Annotated in this window: 20 protein-coding genes, 2 tRNA genes and 1 pseudogene; 3 read left to right on the forward strand and 20 right to left on the reverse strand. The window is 28.9% G+C overall.

The genetic code is table 4. The annotated features are described in order from the left end of the window. Positions 1-314: 314 nt before the first annotated feature. Together C6B38_RS10945 and C6B38_RS10950 are read left to right on the forward strand one after the other, a co-directional pair. A complete protein-coding gene (locus C6B38_RS10945; protein WP_233485474.1) occupies positions 315-545 on the forward strand; it encodes a hypothetical protein in 231 nt (76 codons plus the stop codon). A 50-nt stretch (positions 546-595) separates the two neighbouring features. Next, entirely contained in the window at positions 596-775 is a 180-nt protein-coding gene (locus tag C6B38_RS10950) for a hypothetical protein (protein ID WP_233485475.1), read from the forward strand. A 22-nt stretch (positions 776-797) separates the two neighbouring features. Here the strand turns inward: C6B38_RS10950 and C6B38_RS01655 are convergent, their stop codons facing one another. From C6B38_RS01655 to C6B38_RS01720, 14 genes are all read right to left on the reverse strand, one after another. Continuing rightward, positions 798-1,268, reverse strand: a complete 471-nt coding sequence (locus C6B38_RS01655) for a 23S rRNA (pseudouridine(1915)-N(3))-methyltransferase RlmH (protein WP_105298407.1) — start codon at positions 1,266-1,268, stop codon at positions 798-800. 13 nt (positions 1,269-1,281) lie between these two features. After that, positions 1,282-2,505 carry a lipoprotein gene (locus C6B38_RS01660; protein WP_105298408.1) on the reverse strand — a complete coding sequence of 408 codons (1,224 nt, stop codon included), beginning with the start codon at positions 2,503-2,505 and terminating at the stop codon, positions 1,282-1,284. Between the two features lie 55 nt (positions 2,506-2,560). Further along, a complete protein-coding gene (gene dnaB, locus C6B38_RS01665) occupies positions 2,561-3,937 on the reverse strand; it encodes a replicative DNA helicase (protein ID WP_105298409.1) in 1,377 nt (458 codons plus the stop codon). Between the two features lie 3 nt (positions 3,938-3,940). Then, a complete protein-coding gene (rplI, locus tag C6B38_RS01670) occupies positions 3,941-4,390 on the reverse strand; it encodes a 50S ribosomal protein L9 (protein ID WP_105298410.1) in 450 nt (149 codons plus the stop codon). An 83-nt stretch (positions 4,391-4,473) separates the two neighbouring features. Further along, on the reverse strand, positions 4,474-5,403 hold the full coding sequence (locus C6B38_RS01675; RefSeq protein WP_105298411.1) for a hypothetical protein: 930 nt from the start codon (positions 5,401-5,403) through the stop codon (positions 4,474-4,476). A gap of 181 nt (positions 5,404-5,584) precedes the next feature. Continuing rightward, positions 5,585-5,668, reverse strand: a tRNA-Ala gene (locus tag C6B38_RS01680). A 17-nt stretch (positions 5,669-5,685) separates the two neighbouring features. Then, positions 5,686-5,762 (reverse strand) — tRNA-Ile (locus C6B38_RS01685). A gap of 92 nt (positions 5,763-5,854) precedes the next feature. Further along, a complete protein-coding gene (locus C6B38_RS01690; RefSeq protein WP_105298412.1) occupies positions 5,855-6,886 on the reverse strand; it encodes a protein S100 in 1,032 nt (343 codons plus the stop codon). A gap of 253 nt (positions 6,887-7,139) precedes the next feature. Further along, positions 7,140-7,880 carry a tRNA pseudouridine synthase A gene (locus tag C6B38_RS01695; RefSeq protein ID WP_105298413.1) on the reverse strand — a complete coding sequence of 247 codons (741 nt, stop codon included), beginning with the start codon at positions 7,878-7,880 and terminating at the stop codon, positions 7,140-7,142. Next, positions 7,880-8,851, reverse strand: a complete 972-nt coding sequence (locus tag C6B38_RS01700) for an energy-coupling factor transporter transmembrane component T family protein (RefSeq protein WP_105298414.1) — start codon at positions 8,849-8,851, stop codon at positions 7,880-7,882. The genes C6B38_RS01695 and C6B38_RS01700 overlap by 1 nt, the downstream gene beginning before the upstream one ends. A gap of 5 nt (positions 8,852-8,856) precedes the next feature. Then, positions 8,857-9,774: an energy-coupling factor transporter ATPase gene (locus C6B38_RS01705; protein ID WP_105298415.1), complete on the reverse strand. Its 918-nt coding sequence runs from the start codon at positions 9,772-9,774 to the stop codon at positions 8,857-8,859. Beyond that, positions 9,762-10,628, reverse strand: a complete 867-nt coding sequence (locus tag C6B38_RS01710) for an energy-coupling factor transporter ATPase (protein ID WP_105298416.1) — start codon at positions 10,626-10,628, stop codon at positions 9,762-9,764. The genes C6B38_RS01705 and C6B38_RS01710 overlap by 13 nt, the downstream gene beginning before the upstream one ends. Positions 10,629-10,787: 159 nt before the next feature. Continuing rightward, positions 10,788-13,754: a DNA translocase FtsK gene (locus tag C6B38_RS01715; protein WP_105298417.1), complete on the reverse strand. Its 2,967-nt coding sequence runs from the start codon at positions 13,752-13,754 to the stop codon at positions 10,788-10,790. A 101-nt stretch (positions 13,755-13,855) separates the two neighbouring features. Then, a complete protein-coding gene (locus tag C6B38_RS01720; protein WP_105298418.1) occupies positions 13,856-15,523 on the reverse strand; it encodes a ribonuclease J in 1,668 nt (555 codons plus the stop codon). Between the two features lie 203 nt (positions 15,524-15,726). On the opposite strand from C6B38_RS01720, the gene coaD reads away from it, so the two are divergent. Further along, the gene (gene coaD, locus C6B38_RS01725) at positions 15,727-16,149 is read left to right on the forward strand and encodes a pantetheine-phosphate adenylyltransferase (protein WP_105298419.1); all 423 of its coding nucleotides are present in this window, start codon (positions 15,727-15,729) and stop codon (positions 16,147-16,149) included. A gap of 38 nt (positions 16,150-16,187) precedes the next feature. On the opposite strand, the gene C6B38_RS01730 is transcribed toward coaD, so the two are convergent. The 6 genes and pseudogenes from C6B38_RS01730 to C6B38_RS01755 all read right to left on the reverse strand — a co-directional run. Beyond that, the gene (locus C6B38_RS01730) at positions 16,188-17,462 is read right to left on the reverse strand and encodes a glucose-6-phosphate isomerase (protein WP_105298420.1); all 1,275 of its coding nucleotides are present in this window, start codon (positions 17,460-17,462) and stop codon (positions 16,188-16,190) included. Positions 17,463-17,518: 56 nt separating this feature from the next. Next, positions 17,519-17,842, reverse strand: coding sequence for a S1 RNA-binding domain-containing protein (locus tag C6B38_RS01735; protein ID WP_004028405.1), 324 nt, complete (start codon positions 17,840-17,842; stop codon positions 17,519-17,521). Positions 17,843-17,962: 120 nt separating this feature from the next. After that, entirely contained in the window at positions 17,963-19,957 is a 1,995-nt protein-coding gene (topA, locus tag C6B38_RS01740; protein ID WP_105298421.1) for a type I DNA topoisomerase, read from the reverse strand. 82 nt (positions 19,958-20,039) lie between these two features. Next, positions 20,040-21,569, reverse strand: coding sequence for a hypothetical protein (locus C6B38_RS01745; RefSeq protein WP_105298422.1), 1,530 nt, complete (start codon positions 21,567-21,569; stop codon positions 20,040-20,042). A 199-nt stretch (positions 21,570-21,768) separates the two neighbouring features. Further along, a pseudogene (gene ald / locus C6B38_RS12275) lies at positions 21,769-22,882 on the reverse strand (alanine dehydrogenase). Beyond that, the coding region (locus C6B38_RS01755; protein ID WP_105298423.1) for a sulfite exporter TauE/SafE family protein at positions 22,873-24,270 on the reverse strand (1,398 nt) is incomplete at its 5' end. The pseudogene ald and the gene C6B38_RS01755, both read right to left, overlap by 10 nt.

Genomic DNA, 24,270 nt, shown 5'->3' on the forward strand with positions numbered 1-24,270 from the left:
CTGAAGAACCTAATGCTAATCGCAAATTTATTTATAAAGTGACCATCTCTATTTTTATTGTGGTTTGATGTTGACCTCGCACTTATCACCACTATCGCAAGTTATTGCGTCTATTATTTCCAGACTGATTACTGTTGGGTTAGACCACCAAAATATTTATTAAATTGTTAGATTGTTTTTCAAATAAAAAAACAACCCTTTAACAAGAGTTGCTTTTTTACGGGTTCATCATACACGATGCCTAGAACTAGAATAACTACATATTAAAAAGTAAGGAGAAAAATGGTAAAACAGATAGAAAATAAAACTATTATATGAAAAAAACAAAAGATAATGAGCATGATTTGCGTTATCAAAAAATTCAAGAACATAAAGCACAAGTGGTTAAACTCCAACTTGAAAGTTTAGCACGCAAAACATCACGAAGTCATGAAATTTACCGTAAAACAAAGAAAAAACCACAATTAGATAAAAAGAAAATTATTGACAAAAATAATCCAATGTATAAAATTTTATTAAATGCGGAAAAAAAAATAATCAATTAAAAAAACAAGCTTTTAAAGCAAATGATCCTAATTATATTGATGTTAATAATATGACTGTTGCTGATCGAATTAAAGTTATCAAATTAGCTAAAAAAAATAGTCCTTATTATCGCCAATTATTATTAGAAAAAAATACAAATGCTTTATCAGAATTAGCGCGAAAACAAAAAATTGCAATGATGGAACAAGCTCTCCAAAATAAAAAAAGAACTAAAACCAAAAAAATATAATCTGGTTATTCTTTTTTTAAAATTACTTATGATAAATTTCATTATTAATTATCTTAAAACTACGATATATTTGTTCTAATAATACTAATCGACATAATTGATGCGGTAAAGTTATTGCTCCAAAACTCAGGTGAAAATTAACTTTTGGTAATAGTTCATTATTATTAAAACCATGACTACCCCCAATAATAAATAATAACTTTGCTTTTTTAAAATCTTTAACTTCCGTAATGTATGCAGCAATTTGTTCACTTGTTAATATTTGTCCTTGTGAGGCTAATAATATTTTATAATATTCCGGATAATCTAATAGTTTTTTTATTACTAATGCTGTTTGTTCATTAATTGTTACTTGTTCAGTTTTATTGTTAACTTCTTTTAATTCAATAATTTCTAATTTTGCATAATTCTTAATTCGTTCAAGAAAAGTTTCACAACCTATTACCAAATACTTTTTATCTAATGAACCAATTGCCAGAATTTTAATATCCATTATTTAATATCCATTATTTATATTGGTCAGTAATCGAATTAACATTAATTTTTCATTTTAGAGCTGGAAAAGTATAATCTGTTTCTGGAGTCGGGAATTGACCACGTTTACCAACTTCCTTATCTTCATCCGCTGTCAAGATTCCTTTGTCATCATTTTTTTTGAAAAATCCTAATGCAACTTTAATATTTTTATCAATCTTAACATCATCTGGAATGGCATTAAAATTATAGTGATGATAATCATCATCTTTTAAACTCTCAAAGTCATAAAAACCATAACTTAGGAAAAATCATTGGTGACCGTAATTTGGATTATCTTTTGTACTATTTGGATTTTCGTAAACAATGTAATTTGCATATGCTACTAATTTATTAATTGTTACTGTAAAGGTAAAACGATTATGTTCTCCTTGAAACTCAAAGCGAATTGTAACATTAGGAATATCAATTGCAAGATAACGTGCTGATTGATATCCTCGATTTTGGTCAATTTGATCATAACCTTGATTATAACCATTTTTTGGATCATTGAATCATTCAAGAATCGATGCTATAGGTGATAATACTTTTAATGATGAAGGTGTATAAGGACTTTTTTTGCCATCTGGTCAAGTATGTTCTTTAACTCAATTTTTATTGTTTGTTTTTTCTGCATTTCCAGTCATTGTAACCAAATTATCATTTGTTTTATTTAAAATTGCTTTATTTTCATTTGCAAGGAAAGCAACTTGACTATAGGATGAGTCAAAACTAGTCGAATAATTGTTGAACAAATCTTTTCATATTGCTTTTTTATTAATTTTTTTACTACTATCAAAAGGGTCTTGCGCATCAGTTTTTTCAGTTTGAATTAGTTGCTCTTTTTGTCCTTCTAACCCAGCTGCAATTTGCTCATCAGTTCACTTTGCTCCCTTACCAGTTGTTGCACTATTATCTTTTGTTAAATTTATCCCATTTAAAATAGGGTTAATTGCATTATTAATTAAACCCATTCGTCCTCCCTGTAAACTGTATTCATAAGGAGCACCATTTTCATCTTTTCCTGATTGTGTTACATCATCAATTCCATTTATTGATTTACGAGTTACTGTTGGCGCATGGCTAAATTTTTGATTTCCATTATACATAAAAATAGGAATAAGATTTCCTTGTGGTGCACCACTACAAGCGACAGCTGATGCTGCTGATGTTGTAACTAAAGTTGTTGCTGCAAAAATTGATAATAACTTACGCATTGTAGACCTCGTTTCTTAAACACTAATTTATTTTTTTACTAATTAATATAGTATCCTAAATTTTTGTATTTTGCAAACCATAATCAGCAAATGAACCATGTTTTTTTACAAATAATAATTCAACACTCCCAGTTGGACCATTTCGATGCTTTGATAAAATTAATTGTGCCTTTTCTGTTTCTAACATTGGTGCCCCCAAATTGGTTGAATCGTGGGCAGTATAATATTCTTCTCGAAATAAAAACATAATAATATCAGCATCTTGTTCAATTGCTCCTGAATCACGTAAATCAGACATAATTGGTCTTTTGTCTTCTCGTTTTTCAACCAACCGTGATAATTGTGATAAACAAATAATCGGAACCTCTAATTCACGTGCTAATGCCTTAAGCTGGCGGGAAATTGTTGAAACTTCTTGTTGACGTGAATCACCAAAATGAGTTCCAGTGCTAAGTAATTGTAAATAATCAATAACAACTAAACCAACTTCGTTTTCACGACATAATTTTCTTAACTTTGATTGCAATTCAATGACTTTCAAACCTGGCGTATCATCAATAAATAATTTTGTTTGTTTTAAAAAATCTGCCGCCTTAGTAATATTTTCTCAATCGCGTTCTTGTAACCCTTTACCAGTTCGAACTTTAACAGAATCGACTGTTGAATAACTTCCTAGCATTCTTTGAATTAATTGTTCTGCTGGCATTTCAACTGAAAAAATAGCAACTGCTTTTTTTGATTGCGCAGCTGATTTAACAGCAAAATTTAAAGCCAATGCTGTTTTTCCCATTGAAGGACGTGCCGCTAAAATAATAAAATCCCCTTTTTGAAAACCTGATGTCATACGATCTAAATCACGAAAACCACTTGGACTTCCTGTTAACATTTCTCCAGAACTTTCTAACAATTCAATTTTTTGTAAAACTTTATCAACTTCAGCATATGAAGTTTTAAATAAATTACCTTTTCGTTCCTTTTTAACATCTAAGATTTCTTTTTCTGCATGACTAACAACTTCATCAATTGGCTGATGAGCATCAATCTGACGATTAATACTATCAACAACAGCCTTCAAGCGGCGTGAGGTTGTATTTTTAATAATAATATCTAAATATTCAGATAAATTAGCATCTGTTGTATAGGATTGAAATAAATCAGTTAAAAATTCAATACCACCAATTTTATTTAAAATATTATTTTTTAACATATAATTACTTAATGTTGTAATATTAATTGCAACCTTCGCTGAAAATTGTTCTTGTAAAGCTTTGAAAATCACTTTGTAATTCATTACAGTAAAATCTTCTTCTGTCAAAATTGAAAAAACTTCTTCCGCTGCAGTAATAGAGTGAGTAATTATTCCTAAAACATTTTTTTCCGCATCTTTAAGTACATTAAGTTTATTTAATTCTGCTTTACTGATATTTTCCATTAATTAAGTCTCCTTTTTTTCTACCATCACTTTTAATGTTGCAATTATATTTGGAGCTAATTTAATTTTTAAGTAATGTAATCCAAAACTTGTTAAATTATTATTATCAATAAATTTCTTTTTATCAATTTTTAAGTTAAATTCTTTCGCTAATCGATCTTCAATTTGTGTTAAAGAAATAGAACCAAACGTTTTATTATTATGAACTTTTAGTTTAAAATTCAATGTTAATTGTTCTAATTCTGCTTTTAATTCTTCTAAAGAAGCTTTTGTAGCTGCCTCTTGTGCTGCTTGTTGTGATAAAACAACATTTAACTTAGTTAAATTAGCAGAAGTTGTTGGAATTGCGAAACCTTCTTTAATTAAATAATTTTTTGCATATCCATCAGCAACTTCAATTACATCATTAACTTTTCCTTTTCCTTTAACATCTTTAATTAAAATAACTTTCATTATAATCACCTACTACAAATTATAACGGAAAAACTTCTTAAAATAATTTTAATAAATAAAAAACGAATTATTTTCTTTGTTTTTTAATCAATATCTAATAAGTATAAAGATAACACCGATTTTTTAAAAACCTTATCTAAACGTTTTTCAGCATCACTATCTTCTTGATATGTTAAAGAGTTCCGATATTTTGTATGTTGTAAAAAACTAAAAATATCATATTCTAACTTCGGATTAAACTCTTTAATTTCATCTCGTTTTTCTTCTAACAATGGTAACAACTTATTTAAAGCAATTAATTTAGCACTAATATTACCATTATTTGCAAAATACTCAGTAAAAATTATTTCTTTATTAATTTTGTCATCATCATTTTCAATATTTTTTAAAGTTTTGTTTGACATTAATCTTGGTTTTCTTCTTATTTTGTTATTACTACTAGGACTATTTTCTTTAACTCCAAAGCGTTTTATTTTTAATCCATTATTAATTGCATCAACAATTTCAATGTTAAATCAATCTAGTAATTTATAAATTTTTGTTGGATAACTATTAAAAGCAACTGACTTGTAATTATTTAAGGCACTAATTGTTGGTCCATCTGTCTCCATTGATAAATTAGTAATATTTAACGTATATTCACAAAATTTTAATAATTCTGAATCTTCAATAAAAAAATTATCAATCTGATTATAAATTAAATAATAATTTTTTTCTTCGTTTTTCTTATTTATTTTTTTCCCTAAATTTAAATCTAAATCATTTGTTAAATCAATACTATAACTTTCTTTAATAATTCCTAATTCATGTAATTCACTATTTGCATCTAAATTAATATCAAAAAATAAAATTGCTTTATCAACATTCATTCCAAATAATTTAGTTGATGAATTATCTAATGATGACTTAATAAACTGATCATTAATCATAACTGCTCAATCTGCAACTATTTCTTTAAAATTCGTTAAAAAATATGCATATCTTTCGTTTTCATTTTTATCAAAAATTGACATACTTCACCCCTGTTTATATTTTGTTTTGCATTAGATATATTGTACCAAAAAAGCCATTTTATTAAAACCTCCCCCCACAAAAATTAAGGATATTAGGAAAAGACTACCTTTAAGTCAAATTAAAAAAGCATATTAAATTATTAATATGCTTTTTTAATTAATTGTTTAAATCTATTTGAAATGGTGGACCCGAACGGGATCGAACCGTCGACCCCCTGCCCCCTTGCGTGCAAGGCAGGTGCTTTCCCAACTGAGCTATGGACCCAAAATTCTTATAAAAAATGGTCGGGCTAAATGGACTTGAACCATCGACCTCACCCTTATCAGGGGTGCGCTCTAACCAGCTGAGCTATAGCCCGAAAACCTAAATTATTATAACATTAATTTTATTCAAAAAACAACCATAAATTTAAAATATTTTAAAAAAATAAAAAGCAAACTAATTTGCTTTTTATTCTACAATTGGGTCTAATTCCTCAATATCAAGTGCTCCTTGACGCTTTGCCTTTTTACGATTCTGTTTTTCTAATTTTGCTTGTGTTTTGGCTGCTTTTAGTTCTTCTTTCATTAAGCGTTTTGTTTCCTTTTTTGAAATTTTGGAATTATGATTAAATTCTTGTTCATTAGCATATTTAAAGAATTCATCATCAGTTACATTAATTGATCGTGCCACTTGTTGTGGTTGCTCTGATTGCTCTGATTGTTGATTAAGAAAAACCGGATTAGAAACAAAAGCTTGTTCATAGTATGGTTGGTTATTTGTTGGTTGGGAATGATTTGCTTGTTGTTCTAATTCTTCCGAATAAAAATTTGGGGTTACTATCGGTTCTGAATTAGTAACTGTCTCAGAATTATATTCTTCAACCGGAGTTTGAACTAGTTGTTCTTCATATCCATTATTTGAATATTCATCATTTTCTTGTGTTCAAGAAACTGTATCATCTTCTAATTCATTATTTTTTTTTATGTCTAAATCATTGCTGGCATTATTTCAATTTGGTCTTAAATCTTCATTATTTTTACTGAGAGAATTTTTTTCAAAATGTTCATTATAATCTGAATTATTATGCCCACAAGTACAGCCTCCTGACCCATAATTATTATTTTGTGGACCATAATAATTTGGATACATACCATGGCACATTCCTCCCATTGGCGGCGTTGGTGGCATCATCGGATAAAATGGATATAGTGATGGCGTTACTTGTTGTGCTGGAGCTGGTTGTTGAATAAAAAAAACTTGTGGTGAAGCACCATTAGTTGGATACGGTGTAATAATTTGTTGAGGTTGAGATGAATAGTGAGGAATTGAAGTTCCTGGTAAATAATTATTTGAAAATGAAGGTGTTGGTGATAATGTTAAAGTGCTAATAAACACTTCTGCATCACGACGACTTCTAAATAATGCAATTTCACTATTAGTATCATGTGATTTTACTAAATATCCTTCTTCATTTGGTAAAATATAAAAACCATTATTCATTTTTGTACCTCATTTGCCATATTTTCTACACATACTTGTTACTATAAATTATACCATAAAAAGTTAAATAACATATAATATCATATTTATTTTTTAAAGGAAAGTAAACTAATTAAAATTAATATTTATTTTTTTAAATAATGTTAAATTTTTTTGTTTAATTAAATTTAATCTTAAACCTTAAATTAACTAAAATAATTTTATCTTAACAAATAATATAATTAGATTATTTCAAATAAATAAAGAAACTATCTTAATATTTTATTTTTTTCAAACATAAACCATATGGTTTTGCACAATACTTTGTTGTTGCTCCTTGAGGAGGATGTTTTAACTGTGCTTGCAATTCACTTAAACTAACTTTACCAGCACAACAAGCTAAAATATTTTGTGTTAACATTCGAATTTGATAACGAATAAAACTTTTCCCCATAAAATGAATTTCAATTTTTTTTGCCTTGTTTCGTTTAACTCAAATCTTATTAATTGTTCGTTGTGTTACAATATTTTCGGTTGGTTTAACCCCTGCAAAATATCCAAAATCATGTGTTCCAACAAAAATTTGACTAATTTGATGTAACTTTCTAACATTTAATGGTGTATTAACTTTAAGTTCATAACGATGATTAAAAAGATCATACTCTTGATCATTAATTGTATAAACATATTCTTTTACTTTTGCAGTTCGAACACTAAAATTTTCTGAAACAAGCTGATATCCTTTAATATTAATATTTGGTGGTAAAGTTTTACTAACAGTTTTAATAAAAAAAACTAAATGTTGTGATTGAAATGGTAGTTTTACTAATACCTTTTGGTCAGAAGCATGTACACCAGCATCAGTTTTACTAGCACCTAAAGTTCAAATTTTTTGATGACAAATGCCAAAAAATGCTTTCTCCAATTCACCCTGAATTGTTCAAGCATTTTTTTGTTTAACTCAGCCACTATAATCATAACCATCATATTCAATACTTAATAATAAATATAACATTATCACCCTAAAACAAATTCATCAATATGTGGAATACGAATTTGTAAAAATCCTGTTTTAATTTTACCAAATATTCATCCATTGGAATCATTATCTCAATGTCAAACTTCATAAAAGGTTTCATATTGCCCCATCGTTACTGATTGAGCAATAATAATGCTAGCAATCCCAACCCCAAAAATAAATAATAACACATCAGGAAAATGAATCCGATAATGACGATAACGTGTTCGTTTTGCATGTGGGTCATAACCGCGGGCATCCATTGCATATGCTAAATCTTCAGCTTTTTGAAATGCTGATACTAATAATGGGATAATTAAAGCTGTTGTCGACTTAATTTTATCTTTAAAATGACCATTCTTAAAATCAACCCCACGCGAGGCTTGCGCTTTCATAATCCGTCCTGCTTCTTCAATTAAAGTTGGAATCATTCGTAAGGCAATTGAAATAATTGTTGATAAAATATGGACTGGAAAACGAACTAGTTTTAATGGACTTAATAAATCTTCTAACGCTAAGGTTAAATCTAATGGTTGTGTTGTTGCCGTTAAAATTGTTGTAATTAAAATCATTAAATAAATCCGGCACGCCATATAAAGGGCATTAAAAATAGCTTTTTCGGAAAAAGCAAATCAACTTTTTCCTCCCACAGCAACAGGGCCTGTTGCTGTTGTTTTCCCACCTCAATGTCATCCAATATAACCATCAGTGACTAAAAAACAATTAATTAACAACAAAATAATAAACATAAATAAAATTGGTTTTAGTAATGCTCGTAATAACCTTAGTGGTAATTTTGCTAAAAAGAACAAACTAAAAATTGTCATTCCCAAAATAGCATAACCGGTAAAACCAGTTGAAAAAAAGATTGATATCATCAATGATAACAACATAAATAATTTTACCCGTGGATCCATTCGATGAATTGGGGAATTATAAGCAATATAACGTCCAAATGATAAGCGCATCTTTTTTATCCCTTTCTTTTTTGTTCTTTATGCTGAATAATTTCTTTTGCTAATTGGTTAATATTCCGAATATTAACATTTGTTAAGTCAAGACCTTTTTCTTGCAATTGATAAATTAAATAATAAATTTTTGGTGGTTCAATTAATAATTCTTGTAATAAATTTTTATCCTTAAAAATTTCAAATGGTGTTCCAACTTTTAAAATTCTCCCTTCTTTTAAAGCAATAACTTCATCAGCAATTTCTAAAACATGATCCATATTATGAGTTACTAAAATAATCCGTTTATTTTGTTCTTTATTAATCCGTTGAAATAACTTAATAAAATCTTCTTCACCCTCAGGATCTAACCCAGCGGTTGGTTCATCTAAAATTAAAGTATTACCCTCCATTGCTAAAATCCCTGCAATGGCAACCCTGCGTTTTTGCCCTCCTGATAAATCAAACGGTGAACGTTCTAAATAGTTTAATGGTAAGCCAACCATTTCTAAGTATTTTTTGGCATTTTCTCGAGCAACTTCTTTACTTTCACCTAAGTGAACTGGACCAAACATAATATCTTTTTCGATTGTTTCTTCAAACAATTGATATTCTGGAAACTGAAACACTAAACCAATTGATTTTCGTAATTGTTTAATATTTTTAATTCGTTTTTGTTTTGCTTTAATAATAAAACCATTTGCATCAACAACTCCCGTGGTTGGAATTAATAAACCATTGATATGTTGAATTAAAGTTGATTTTCCACTTCCTGTTGACCCAATAATAGCAGTAATTTTCCCAGGTTTAATAACAACATTAATATCTTGCAATGAAGTATATTCATAAGGCGTTTTAGGAGCATAAACATAAGACACATCTGTAAATGTAATATCAACATTTTGTAATGCTTCAATTTTAGGTTGTTTTTTTACTTTTGACATATCTCATCCACCAACTCTCTAAGATCTAGTGTATTTTTCACTTCTAAACCATTTAAGCGTAAACTATCAACGACTTTTGAAACAAAAGGCACATCTAAATGAATTGATTTTAAAAACTCTTCATCATACAAAATTTCATGTGGTTTACCACATTTAACCATTTGGCCTTTATTCATAACAATCACTTTATCAGCATTTAAGATTTCGTCCATATCATGCGTAATTGAAATAATTGTTTTCTCACGTGATTCTTTCAATTCAACCATAATTTGTTTAATTTCTTTTCGCCCTTTTGGATCTAACATACTTGTTGCCTCATCAAAAATAATAATATCTGTTGATAATGCTAGTGCTGAAGCAATTGCAACTCGCTGTTTTTGCCCTCCTGATAGCATTAATGGTTCATGGTCAAGAAAATTATTCATGCCAACTTTTGCAGCAGCTTTATCAATAATTGCTTGCATTTCTTTTTGTGGAATTTGCCGATTTTCAAGGCCAAATGCGATATCATCACGAACTGTTGATCCAATAAATTGATTATCTGGATTTTGAAACACAATCCCTAAAAATTTTCGAATTCCTGTAATTGTTGATGAATGAACCTCATTACCAAAAACTTCAATTTTCCCTTTTTGTGGACGTAAAACACCGATAATAATTTTACTAATTGTTGATTTTCCACTACCATTATGACCAATGATTGTAACATATTCCCCATGGTTAATTTCAAAACTAACTCCATCAACAGCATTAGGATGATTTTCCCTATAGCGAAATTCAACATCAGTTAATTTTAATGAAATATCATTTATTTTCTTTAACTTTGCATTTATTTTTTTTGTTTTTTTTGCCATCTTTTCTCATCCTTAATGTTTTTTTACATAATATTTTAATTATATACTTAATATTTAAAAATATTAATTGAAATTTTATCTTTCCAATTATACCATTAATTATATATAAAAATTATAAATACAAAATAAATAATTGCTTTTTTATAAATTACTTGTGTTTTATCAATAACCGCCATCATTAAAAGGATTATCATCTAAGTCAATATTTTGAACATAGACATCTCGTGGTTTTGCACCATTTTGAGGACCAATAATGCCATTTTCTTCTAAAACATCAATTAAGCGACTAGCACGATTATATCCAATTGAAAATTTTCGTTGAATTAAAGATGTTGAAGCTTTTTGATTTAAAATAACAAAGCGTTTAACTTCTTGATACAATGAATCAATATTATCATTTTCATTGCCACCACCTGTTTCACTATTTATTTCAAGATTTAAAAACTCTTCATCATAATCAGGTTCTTGTTGCGCACGACAAAAATCAACTAATCGTTGAATTTCATCATCGGAAATAAATGCTCCCTGTGCACGAGTTGGAATATTTTGTCCTGCTGGTGCATATAACATATCACCATAACCAATTAGTTTTTCTGCACCACCTTGGTCTAAAATTGTTCGAGAATCAATTGCCGAGGTAACTGAAAAGGAAATTCGTGATGGAATATTTGTTTTAATTACTCCAGTAATAACATCTGTTGATGGTCGTTGTGTTGCAATCACCATATGAATTCCAGCAGCACGCGCTAATTGCATAATTCGCATAATTGAATCTTCAATATCTTTTCCAGCTGTCATCATTAAATCAGCTAACTCATCAATTACAACAACAACATAAGGTAAAAGGTCTTTTGGCGTAACTTTTTTATTAAAGGATTCAATATTACGAACTCCACGTTCTGATAATATACTATAACGACGTTCCATTTCAGCAATTATTTTTTTCAAGGCGGAATTTGCTAATTTAGTGTCTGTAATAACTGGGGCTAATAAATGTGGCAAATTATTATAAACAGCTAGTTCAACCTGTTTTGGATCAATTAATAATAATTTAACTTCCGATGGTTTTGTTCGCAATATTAGTGATGATAAAATGGTATTAATACAAACAGATTTTCCACTACCCGTTGAACCAGCAACTAATAAATGTGGCATTTTATCTAATTCAACAAAAATAATTTCCCCATCCACACTACGACCAATTCCAACTAATAATTTACTATCTTGTTTTTCTAATGGTAATCGCTCCATAATTTCACGTAATGTTACTTTATTACTAATTTCATTAGCAATTTCAATCCCAACTGCTGACTTTCCTTGAATTGGTGCTTCAATTCGAACATTTTGGGTAGCTAAAGCATATTTTAAATCATTTTCTAAATGCATAATTTTATTAACTTTTACTCCTGGTTGCATTTGAACCTCAAATTTTGTAATAGTTGGCCCAATATTAATCCCTTGTACACTAGCAGCAATATTAAATTGTTGAAAAACTTGATTAATTTTCACTGCTTTCTTTTGTGCAGCAAGTTTATTTCGTTCATTATTACGATGATTATCTTCCTTTGGACTTAATAAACCTAAATTTGGTAATTTATAATGCGGATTATTAAAAGTATTTCGACATGAAACAGTTTGACTAAATTTTTTATTAATTTCAGTTGACTTGGGTTTCAAAACACGGTGTTGTGGTTGATAAGGCATGTCAAAATGTTGTTGTTCCATTAATGGTGCCTCATAATTAGGATAATACTCATCTTGGTATGGTTCTAATGTATGATGATATTCTTGATTACTTTGTCGATGATAAATTCCTTCATTAATATCAACTGTTTCAAATTGCTCTGATAGAGTTGGATTAAATTCTTCCGTTGGTAATTGTTCATCATAAAATGATGTTTGCTTTAAAGTTGTTGAATTACCACCTCGATTAATTTTACCAAAAGGTGTAATATCGGTTGCTGAATTCAACTTATCTCGTGCAACATCAATATTAATATCTTTTCCATATGAAGAACCATAAACTGGTAAATCATCAAGTTTTTTATTAAGATGAGTACTATTACTACGACGATTACGTGGTTGAATATATTGGTCAGGAGTTAATTGCATTCTTGAACGGTGTGGTAGTGATGAAGAATGTGATGGTTGCGAAGACATTGAATGATAATCATTAAAAGGTTCTTTTCGTAATTCTGGGGTGGAACTAGTTTTATTATCAAAACGAACATAATTTTGTTTCATTTTTTTCTTGCCAACAAAATCATCGGCAATTAAATCATCAATTAAATGTTGGTCATGTAAAACTGTGTATGATGGCATTTGAATTGTAATATCTGATGCTTCTGTGGTATGCATAACTTGACGAGCAGAAAATAATTCCTCATCCGGAATATTAAAATTTTGGTAAATATTTTGCTTTTGACGGCGATTTGCTGATAAACGCAAAACACGCACTCCTTGTTGTTGACGTTCATTTTTTGGCAAAAACATTCCAATTGCTGTTCCTGTCGTTACTCAACTTCCTCATAATAAAAAAACTGATAAACACAAAATTAAAGAACCAAAAATGGTAGTATAACTAGCAATCCCCGCTAGAAAATTTCCAATCATACCACCCCCAACATATAAAGTAATTCAAGCACCATTAAAATTAACAAATGTCACTGGGTGATTAGGATTAAAAATCGATGCATCTTGTCATCGTTGCAAATAATTCTTAACAACATCTAAAAAAACAGTTTTATCAAAATATGCCATTTGACCATTAGCATATTGATAAATTAATAAAATACTGCTTACCAATCAGCATGACAAAATAATAAAGGTTACTATCATTCAAATTACCCGTGATTTTAATCAAATTCGTACCCCAATAAAAATTGTAAGTCCTAATACTAAACATACAAAATACATTAGATACTTAAATCAACCAAACGCAAATGTAAATAAAACATCATCAATAAATTGCCCAATTAAAGTAATTCGTGCTACTGCAAGAATAGTAAAAAATGTCACTAATAATGCTCCAATTAATCACCCGATGGAATCATTACGACGCGGTTTTTTTTCGACTTTTAAGATTGCAGTTTTCTCATTCTGATCATCATAAGATTCCTTTCCCATAGTGCAGCCCTCCTAAAATTCTAAATATTTAGAAATTACTTTAAATATGACCATACATTTAAAAACTTCAAATATTTATCTACTATAAATATATCATAAAATTAAATTTCATTCACAATTGCTAAAATAATTGGTGTTTTTCCTGTTTCTGCTTTAACAAATGAACTAATTGTTGATCTAATTTCATTTTTTGCTTCATTAACATCATACATTTCACCAACAACAGCTTTTTTATAATGTTTCTCAATAATTTCAATAATAACTTTTTGCATTTTACGAAAAATATCATTATTTTCTTGAATGTAAATTACTCCGCGCATTTGCGTATCAATTAAAGAAACTAATTCTTTTGTTTTACTATCAATTGAAACTCCAATAATAACAACGCCATCAGTAGCCAATTGTTTTCTTTCATTTAAAACAACTGCTCCAATGTCACCAACACCAATCCCATCAACATATAAATCAGCGGTTTTTACCTTATTACTTTTTTTCGTATATTCACCATCAATAAACTCAAGCCCTTCCCCATTATCAACAATAAAAATATGTTCTGGATTAATTCCAGCTTCAATTGCTGCCATTCTCGCTTGCACAAAATCTTTATATAATCCTTTCACTGGCACAAAGTATTTTGGTTTAATAATTGAACTCATTAATTTAACATCTTCATAACTTGCTGTAATTGTTCAAACTTTTTTATCTGATAAGGCAATTGTTTTTGCCACAGTTCGAGCTAATTCATCTAAAACATTGGCATGATTTAGTTCACTTCCTGGGTTTGGCGGTGTTGCTAAAATAATTGTATCGCTTTCTTTAATATCTAAAATATCATCATTACCAGAAGCAATTTTAATTAAACGACTATATAAACGTTCTCCACTACCAGTTACAATAATTAATGATTTTTCTTCTTTAACTGCTTCTTGTAATCCTTTTAAATTAATTCCATTAAAATTTAGTTTTTTACTATCAGATAATACTTTTAATGACTCCAATAAAGTTTGACCATAAATTCCAACTGAAATATTATTTTCCCGAACTAAATCAAATAACTCACTAATTTTATGTAAATCTTGATCAAAGCAAGCTAAAATAATCCGACTTTCTGTTTCTTTAACAGCTCGTTCAATATAATTTTTAATCTTATGGTTTGGTGCTGTATAGTCACGACGTGAAGCTGATGAAGCTTCTGATAAAAATAATAGTACTTTATTTTTAGCAATAATTTGATTTAAATGTTGTAAATCTGTTGCAAAATTAGGGTCTGCTTTAGCATCAAAAATATAATCTCCAGTATAAATAATTGTGCCATCAGGTGTATGCAATGCAAAACCATAACTATTTGGCATATTTGTTGTTGTTGAAAATACTTCAACCTTGCATAAATCAAAATCAAGAAGATCTTTTTCATTAATAACATTAAAACATTCTTCTTTACCACGAACTTTAAAGCGTTGTAAATGAAATTTTAAAATATTACAAGTTAAAACACTTCCATAAACTGGTAATGCTAATTCTTTTAAAATATAAGTAATTGCTTCAGAACATTCATCGGAAGGCTTTGTAATAAAAACACCCTTAATGCGAGCACGGTTTTCCTTTAGATAATCAAAATTAGGAATTACTACATCAATTCCTAAAATTCCACGCTCCGGATTTTTTGTCCCTGCATCAAAAATAAAAATATCTTGTTCTACTTCGATACAGTATAAATTTTTACCTCGCTCATCTAATCCACCAAGAGCGAAAAAATTAATTTTTGCCATAATTAAAATCGTCTACTTTCTATTTTCTATTCATTAATTAATACTTATTTACATTTTTCCCCTTAATAATATAAATGTAATCTTAATTATTATACATTAGTATTAAAAAAATATCCAAATAATCAGAAAAATATCATATTACTATTATCATAACACATTTTTTCAGTTAAAATAATAATATTTAAAAGGATGTGAAAATAATCTTGAAAGCAATTTTTCCTGGTAGTTTTGACCCAATTCATGACGGTCATCTTAATATTATTAAAAAAGCAAGTGCTTTATTTTCGAAATTATATGTTGTAATTACTAATAATTTAGAAAAATCAAACCAAACAAATATTAAAACTCGTGCTAAACAAGCTATCATAGCTTGTCAAAACCTTAATTTAAATGTTGAAATTGTAATTAATGACCAAATGTTAACTAGCGATTTTGCTAGACAATTAGGTGCTAAATATATTATTCGAGGATTACGAAATAATAACGATTTAAAATATGAAATGGAATTAGCGTTTGCTAATAAACAATTAAATAAAGATCTTGAAACAATTTTTTTTATTGCTGATTATGGTTTGAATGAAATTTCTTCAACTTTTTTAAACCAAATTAAGCAATTAAAAAAATAAAAAAAATATTGAGTTTCAATATTTTTTTATTTTGTCTTTTATTTTCCCAATAAATTAAACATATTTTGTTTATAAATCTCAACTCCGGGTTGATCAAATGGATTTATCTCTAACAAATAAGCTGACATTGCACAAGCTTTCATAAATCAATATGATAAATAACCAAACATTTTATCATCCATTGTTGCAAATTCTAAAACAATATTTGGCACATGGCCAACTTTCCTATGCGCAGCAACAACGCCTTGAACAGCAATGGTATTTACTTCATGTAATGTTTTTCCAGCGAGATAATTTAAACCATCAGTATCTACTTCTGCTTTTGACAGTTTAAGATCAATTTGTGCTTTTTTAATTGCAATAACTGTTTCAAATAAAATATTTTTTGTCCCTTCTTGAATGAATTGACCAAGAGAATGTAAATCTGTTGAAAAAACACATGATAACGGTAGTAAACCCTTTGAATTTTTTCCTTCTGATTCTCCAAATAATTGTTTTCATCATTCGGTAATCATCTGCATTTGTAACTCATAAGTTACAAGCATTTCTGCTTTATATTTTTCCTCTTGATTTAAAATATAACGTCCAACAGCATATTTATAGGCATGATTAGTGAAATCATCAATTAAAGTGTCTTGATAAGCTTGTTGTGCTCCTTTAAAAACATTATCAATGTTAATACCACTTACTAGCATTGCAAAAACACCAACTGGCGTTAACACTGAATATCTTCCACCAATGTCATCTGGAATAATAAAGGTTTGATATCCTACTTTATCAGCTAATGCTTTTAGGACTCCTTTCTGCTTATCTGTAATGGCAACAATTAAGTTAGCTGCTTTTAGATTTCCTTCTTTTTTTTCTAAAAGCTCTTTACAAAGACGAAATGCAATTGCTGGTTCAGTTGTTGTTCCTGATTTAGACACAGCACAAATCCCAAATTTTTTGTCTTGAAGATATTTTAAAACTTGTGCTGTATAAGTTGAAGACATTGTATTTCCAATATAAATGATTTCTACTTTTTGTTGACTATATAACCCATTAATCATTTCAATTGCTGCTCGTGCGCCAAGATAACTCCCACCAATTCCAATTACTAATAAAACATCAATTTCACTAGCTAATTGCTTTGCTGTTTGTTTCATCTTTGCAAGCTCTGCTTGATCATAATTATTTGGTCATTCAACTCAACCAAGGAAATCATTTCATAATCCTGTCTTATTATGAATCATTTGGTGAATATCTTTAACTCGCCCTAAATATTTGTTAAAAACAGATTCGGCTAATGCATTAGTAAAATCTACTTTAATCATTTTAATAATATGCCTACTTTCTATCTAAAAAACCTTCCATTTGTAAAAAATTTAATTTATTTACTTGTTAGTGAATTAATTTTTTCACTTAACATTTGGAATCCTACTCCTGTTTCTTGAATTTGACTATTATTCTTTTTCAATAATTCAGGTCGACAATTTTTATAACTTAATTTCACTTGTTTCTTAACTGGATCATAGTCTAGTACCTCTACTTCAACACTGTCCCCAATATTAACAAATTCTTTGATATCTCTTACATAGTAGTCTGAAATCTCACTAATGTGGATTAATCCAGCAGCATTTTTTAATTCACAAAATGCACCAAACGGTGTAATGTTTGTAACTTTTGCAAGAACTTTGCTTCCTTTTACATACATAATTCGTCACATCCCCTTTTTTCTGAAACTGTACTAATTATACCGCCAGAACTATGAAAATCATTTTCTAAATAATAAAATATTTTACATAAATGCCTAGAATAAAAAAAGTATCGTTTATTATTTTAATAAATTAATTCGATACAATCCGTTATTTTCGTTACTATTTTCTTCTTGTTCTGTCTTTTCTTCTTTATATGAATCAGTGTAATGACAACTTGGATAATTAGTACAGGCTTTAAAGCGTTGACGTCTCTTATTAAATTTCAAAATAATTTCACCAACTCCACATTCTGGACAAGGACCAAATTTTGGACCAGTTTGATGAATATAACGACATTTAGGAAACCCTGAACATGCAATAAATTTACCATATTTTCCATACCGATATACTAAATCATTTCCACATCCTGGACATTCAATCCCCGCCTTCTCAACTCGAATTTCTTCCATTAATTCCATTGCTGCTTCAATGCGGGGCTCAAATCGTTCTCAAAATTTTTTTAATAATGGCTTTGGATCAGCATCACCATGTGCAATCACATCCAAATTTTCTTCAATTGTGGAAGTATACGTTTCATTAATAATATCACTAAAATATTCTTGTAATTTGTCACTTGTTAAAATCCCTTTATCAGTTGCTTTAATTGCTTTATTTTCTACAATAATATAGCCACGATCTTTTAATGTTCGCATAATTGGCGCATAAGTTGATGGGCGGCCAACCCCAATTTCCTCCAATGTTTTAATTAATTTAGCTTCAGAGTAACGACTTGGTGGTTTAGTAAAATGTTGAATTCCATATAACTCATTTAAATTAATAATTTGATTTGGTTTTAACATTGGTAATTTTGCAATTTCCTCATCACCTTCTAAAACATAACATTTTAAAAACCCATCAAATTGAATGGTACTTCCTGTCATTCGAAATTCATAATTATTATTATCTAAAATAATTGCTTTACTTAATAACTTTGCATTAGCCATTAAACTAGCTAGCGCACGATTATAAATAATCTTATATAAACGTAGTTGATCACGACTTAAATATTCTTTTGCCACTTCTGGTGTCATCGTTAAATTAGTTGGGCGAATCGCTTCATGGGCATCTTGCACATTTTTTTTATTTTTTGGTGGTGTTTTAACTTCGCCTAAATATTCTGTGCCATATTTAATTGTAATATAATCAAAAGCATCCTGAACAAACTTATCACTTAACCGAATTGAATCTGTCCGCGGATATGTTATAAACCCTGTAATATTATCTTTAACTTTAATTCCTTCATATAATTGTTGGGCAATTAATGATGTTTTATTTGAAGCAAAACCCATTTTACTACTTGCTTCTTGTAACATTGTTGAAGTCGTATGTGGATTTGGCGATTTTCGTTGTTTTTCACTTTCTTTTATTTGAACAACAACAAAATCTTTTTTTAAAGCTTTTTTAACTTTTAAAACATCTTCTTCTACTTTTAATTCAATTTTCTCATCCTTAAATTTTGTTAATTTAACGACTGCTTTTTTATATAATCCTTCAACAGTTCAATATTCTTCTGGCACAAAGTTTTGTCATTCTTTTTCTCGTTCAACAACTAACTTTAAAGCAACCGATTGTACTCGTCCTGCTGATTTTGACTTAATCTTTTTCTGTAATAATTTGCTTAAACGAAAACCAATAAAACGATCTAAAATTCGTCGTGTTTCTTGTGAATGAACTAAATTCATATCAAGGTCTGTTTGATGTTGAAATGCATCCAACACTGCCTCTTTTGTAATTTCATTAAAGCGAACACGGCGTGATTTCTCACCACAATTTAAGACTTCATTTAAATGATACGCAATTGCTTCTCCTTCTCGATCAGGGTCAGTCGCTAGAATAACCAAATCTGCTGCCTTGGCTTCTTGCTTTAATTTTTTAACAAGTTCTTTTTTTCCACGTTCCATTTTATAACTTGGTTCAAAAGTTTTAATATCTACTCCTAATCCATATTCACCCTTTGTTGATAAATTACGAATATGTCCTTCTGATGATAAAACTAAATAATTTTCGCCAAGATATTTTTCAACTGCTTTCGTTTTAGTTGGGGACTCCATTATTACCAGCGTCTGTGCCATGTTTTCTCTCCTTTTTTAAAACACATCAATAATTATTATACATAATATTTTAAAAAAATATTTTTAAATTTATTATTCTAAATTAAAATATTTTTTTTATTTTAGCAGTTATTGTATTTATTCCTTCAGCAACACTAGGAACAGTAAAATACAAAATAACAGTTATTGCAATTAATAATAAAATAACACCTAAAATACCCATAGTAATTCAAAAAGCTTTAACATTAAATTTTGATTTAACAACTACGCCAAATTCATTTTTTTTAATTTTTTTTGTCTTATTTTCTTTTGCACGATAAAAATTTTCAATTAATTGATCATATTGTTTTTCTGTCACACCAAACTGTGCCATTGCTTCAAAATGGTCCATTTTAAGATGACCATATTCATCAAATATTTTGGGATAAATTTCACTAGCTCGTTTTTCCCCTAATGATGTCTTAATTGTATAATCCTTATATGTCCAGAAAACTGGTTTTGTATCCTTTACTTTATCAATATCAACAAATTTTAATTCTTCATCTAAAACATTTGTTTCTATTATTTCTGGATTAGATTCCATTAAATCAAAATCTGGTGATTTGACACCTAAAAAATCATGAATATCTTCAGCAACAATATTATTAACATCATTATCATTTTTTGAAATATCATTGTCTTTTTTTTCGGGGGAATCTGCTTCTTCAAATTCTTCATCTTTAAAAAAGAAACTATGCGCATCATCTTCAGGATTAAAGTTATTAACTGAATCCTCTTCAAAATCAAGGAAATTAAACTTATCTTCTACATTATCTTCAGTTAAAGATGAACTTTTTTCTGGTTCAGAACTATCAATTATTGGCGAAACATTTTTTTCATTTAAAGCATCAGATTGGTCAGTTTTTTGCTTTAATAATGTTGAATCATTATTATCTGTTGGTAAATTCATAGGACCATCATTACTTGTATCATCATCTGCTGAATTAGGATTTGTTTCTTTATCTTTTTTTTCTCAAGCATTAACTAACTTTTGGTTTAGTGCTTCTGCTTCTTTCAAATGACGTAATGACGTATCTAATGTCTGTTTTAAGTTTTGATATTCATCAAAATTAGATTTTGGTCGACTACGATGACGCCCAATAAACTCATCTAAAATATCAGAAATATGCACTGCTCAATTATATTCTTCTTCAGCGCTTAATGGTGAAATTGGACGACGAAAATCATTATAATATAGTTCTGTTCCTAATGGAATGCGAGAATTATAAGGAGATAAATAATAATCTTCTCTAACCGGTTGATATTGAAAATTATCATTAATTCTAGCATTATTTGCTAAATTATTAAAATTTTGTCCAACATTATAAGGATTGTATTGATAGGGCTGTCCTAGGGGCAAACTTTGATTTGGTTGTGGACCTGACATTGGATATTGAATAATTGGAGAATATTGATACTGGGAAAATAATGGCGTATATGGTTGCTGTGGAATTAAATATTGAATTAATGGTGGTGTTCCACATCCATAAGAAGGAAAAATAGGATATTGATAATAATTAAAAAAATTCGGATGATGAATCCGACAATTATTGTGACAATTAATGTTATGACCCTTCTTACTATTTTGACACATATATTCACCCTACTTGTATTAATCACTTGTATTTAATTATATCATAAAATAATATTTTCTTCTATTAGCGTTATTATTAAGAACCTACCTTTTACCCTTACAAAATAAATTAGATTAAAATAACTTTTAATAAAAATAATTGAAGAAAACTTCAATTATTCTTATTTTAAAAAACTTTTATACTTTGACAAGTTAATAATTAACAAATTGATAACACATCAACATATTCCAAGTTATGTGCTTCCGCAACTGGGGCAAAAACAAGTTTACCTTCAACTGTTTGAATTCCTTTTCGAATTAACGGATGTGTTTTACATAGTGTTTTAAAATCAGTATTAGCAATTGCTAGAGCATATTGAATTGTTGCATTTGTTAAAGCAATTGTACTTGTTCTTGGTACTGCGCCTGGCATATTTGCTACTGAATAATGGATAACATCATGCATAATGAAAGTTGGATTATCATGGGTTGTTGCCTTAGTAATTGTTTCAACACTACCACCTTGGTCAATAGCAACATCAATAATAATACTATTTTTTTCATTTTTTTAACCATTTCTTCAGTTACTAGTTTTGGTGCTGATACTCCTGGGATTAAAACCGTTGAAATAACAACATCACTAGCTAAAACTGATTTTCAATATTAGCATGGTTAGATTTTAAAATATGGACTTGTTTAGCAAACAAGTGATACAATTGTCGAATTCTATTTTCATTAAACTCAATTAATGTAACATCACAGCCCACAGCCAATGCTTGTTGCCATATTCGCGGCAGCTGTTCCAGCAACACCACCACCAATAACAGTAACCTTCGCTCGTTCTCTTCCAGGTGTACAATTCATTAATAAACCACTACCACCAGTTGTTTTAAACATAAAATACATTGCATTAGCAACTGCTAATCTTCCTGCAACTTCACTCATTGGTCTTAACAATGGTAATGAATTATCTTCAAGTTGAATTGTTTCATAAGCAATTGCCGTTACTTTTGCATCAAGTAATGCTTTAGTTAATGCTTTATCTGAAGCCAAATGAAAGTATGTAAAAATAATTTGTCCTTCATAAAAAATTTATATTCACTTTCTAATGGTTCTTTCACCTTAATAATCATTTCCTTTGTCCAAATTTCAGCCGGATTATCTAAAATAATAGCTCCTGCTTTTTTATAATCATCAGTAAAACCGCTTCCAAGACCAGCATTTTTTTCAACATAAACTTCATACTTATGTTTTACTAGTTCAATCACACCACTTGGTGTTACCCCAACACGATTTTCTTGTGCTTTAATTTCTTTTGGAATTCCTATTTTCATGTCTTTGTTTCCTTTCCTAAAGACTTATTAAGTAAATCATTATAAAATTGTCGTTTGTCATAATATGCTAGTAAATAATCATCAAGTTGATTAACTAATTTTTCATTTCATTGATCATAGCTTTCCGGTGAAAATATTATTTTTCTTGTCGTTAAATTATTAGCATTTGGTTTTTTTCTAATTTTTAAATAAGATAATAATAGCATAATAGCTACATAAAAAACGACAATAACTGCTAATCATTTTAAATAATTAGTAAAAACATCGGGCTTAACATCTAACCCAACTTCAATACCAACAAAAACTGTTAAAAAAGCTAATACTACGCCAAGAGCCCCCCCTAGCATTAAACCAAATCCTGTTTTTGGCTGATATTTATTATTTTTATAATAAGAATATGCTGCAACTGGAAAAGCTGATCCTGACGCTAATGTCATAATTGGAAATGCAACTTTAATATCCATTCCTAATAATGCAATTGTTGCTAACGCGGGAGCATATAACCCTATTCCGAATGCTTGCAATCCACCATAAACCATAAATAAAATAAAGGCAAGTCCTAATTGTCATCCTTCCAAACCAGTTTTATTTCCACTTGGTAAAACATTTAATTGTGTTAAAATCATTAGGATTGCAACAATTGCTAACACAATGGCCATTGTTAAACTAATATGTTTGGCACTAATTCTTTTTGTTAATTTGGCACCAACAAAACTACCTAAAATTGCTCCAACAACCAATAATACTAATGTTAAAACCTCAACATTAATTGCAGCAACAAAGATGGTTCCAGCAATTAAGTTTGGTATTCCTAACCCAATGTTTATTGTTCCTGGTAATAATGCATCATTTTTAACAATCTTTGTTGCTTTTAATCCTGCCGTTGCAACAGCAAAACTACCAACTCCAATTGTATCTAAAAATGAACCAACAAAACCAATTGCGGTTATCTTAAAAATATTTTTTTCACGATCCATATAAGTCTTTTTAACAACTTTTAACATTAAAATAAAATAACCAATAATAACTATTAAGGTTATTAAAACAATAATAAAAGCAATTAAATATTCTTTTTTTGTTAAATCAAAACTTTCATTTCTTGTTTTTGGAAAGTAAAGTAAGTAATTAATTAATAATGTTCCAATAATTAATAGTGGTAAACTAATAACACTTATTAAAACTAAAGTTTTAGTACTAATTGGTTTTCTGGTTTTAAGCTTTTCCTCTTTTAAAGCTTCTAAGATTGTTGCTTGTTCTAAACTTGCTTTTTTCTTTAAATCTTTGATTTCACTATTTAATTTTATAAGTTCTGCTGCAACTTCAATTTTATGTGCTTTTTTAAAAGCAATATTTTTTTCAAATGTAAACATACATAAATCAGCCATTTT

The sequence above is a fragment of the Spiroplasma sp. ChiS genome, from assembly GCF_002968355.1.
In the GTDB taxonomy this organism is placed as follows: domain Bacteria; phylum Bacillota_I; class Bacilli_A; order Mycoplasmatales; family Mycoplasmataceae; genus Spiroplasma; species Spiroplasma citri.